General features: G+C 39.1%; 1 protein-coding gene. It reads left to right on the forward strand.

Translation table 11 applies throughout. The features are described 5' to 3' along the window. Positions 1-168 precede the first annotated feature (168 nt). Complete coding sequence (locus tag WS44_RS09170) at positions 169-1,569, forward strand: C69 family dipeptidase (protein WP_014565449.1); 1,401 nt, start codon at positions 169-171, stop codon at positions 1,567-1,569. Positions 1,570-1,728 lie beyond the last annotated feature (159 nt).

Consider the following 1,728-nt stretch of genomic DNA (forward strand, 5'->3'; position numbering starts at 1 on the left):
GTTCAAACCAATCATACGAGAAAGGAACTCCTTTTTCTAATGTTTAAAGAAATAAATTTAAGGAATCATTCATCCTTACACAAACTATTTTACAGTCTCAACTAAAATAATTTAACCTATAAAAGTTTTACAATAAGGATAAGAAACAAATTATAGGAGGAATCAATTATGCCATGTACAACAATTTTAGCCGGTAAAAAAGCTACTACCGACGGTTCAACTCTAGTTGCCAGAAATGAAGACTACGGTCACGCTTTTAACCCTAAGCGTTTCATCGTTGTAACGCCAGACAAGCAACCTAAGGAATATCAATCCGTAACTTCAAAATGCAAGGTAGATCTGCCAAGTGATCCAATGCGTTACACCGCTGTGCCTGAACTTGAATCAACTATGAAGAAGATGGGCTGGTGGGGTGAAGCCGGCATCAATGCCGCAAACGTTGCTATGTCAGCTACTGAAACTAGCACCACTAATTCACGTGTTTTGGGCGTGGATCCAATGAATAAAAAGGGTATCGGTGAAGAAGATTTTGTTACCATCGTTTTGCCATATATTTATTCAGCTCGTGAAGGGGTAAAGCTTTTAGGTAAATACCTTGAAAAGTATGGTACCTATGAATCAAACGGTGTTGCCTTTTCAGATAAGGACGAAGTTTGGTACATGGAAACAATCGGTGGCCACCACTGGGCCGCAAAACGTGTGCCTGATGACTGCTACGTTGCTGCACCTAACTGGTTCAGTATTACCGACTTTGACTTTAATAGCGACGACACAATGGCTTCTGCCGATTTGGAAAAGATGATTAAAGATAATTATTTAGATATCGATCATCAAGGCAATCCATACAATTTGCGTCATATTTTTGGTAGCCATGACGATTCAGACTATGAATACAACATTCCACGTGAATGGTATATTCAAAAGTTGTTTAACCCAAGTGACGTTCGTGAACCAGACGATCCAGAATTACCATTTGCAAAAAAGCCTGAACACTTGCTTACTATTGAAGACTTTAAGTATGCATTGTCTTCACGTTATCAACACACTAAGTACGATCCATATGGCTTAGAGGGTACAGACGCAGACCGTCATGCCTTCCGTCCAATTGGTTTCCAACGTAACCAAGAATTATCAATCTTGCAAATTAGAAACAACGTTCCAGAAAAAATCGCTGGTGTTCAATGGGTAGCCTTTGGTCCAAATGCCTTCAATGGTATTGCTCCTTACTACACCAATATTCTTGATACTCCAAGTACTTATCGCGATACTAAGGAACATTTCGATATTCAAGATATGTACTGGCTTACTCATGCAATTACAACAATTGCTGACGAGCACCCATTCCGCTACAGTGCTTCAATTGAAGAGATGAAACAAAGTACTTTAGCTGCTGGTCGTCATGTTTTACTTGAAACTGATCAAGAAGTCCAAGATCTTGACGGTGAAAAATTGCAAAAGAAACTTCAAGAGGCTAACGATAAGACAGCTAAGTCCACATACGATGCCGCAATGAAGTGCTTTGGCGACTGTGTAGAAACAGGTTCATTACAAATCAGATTAAATTATTAATTTTGAAGGTCCACCCAAAGGGTGGGCTTTTTTTGATAAGTCTTTGTTTATTGAATAAACAAAACATACTAATCTAGTGTTGGATGATTACTCGACGGAGTAGTCGTTCAACACTTTTTCTTTTACTATGTAAAGTGGAGATGAAGCCAATGCCGTGAC

This window comes from Lactobacillus sp. N54.MGS-719 (genome assembly GCF_000980505.1).
GTDB lineage: Bacteria > Bacillota > Bacilli > Lactobacillales > Lactobacillaceae > Lactobacillus > Lactobacillus amylovorus.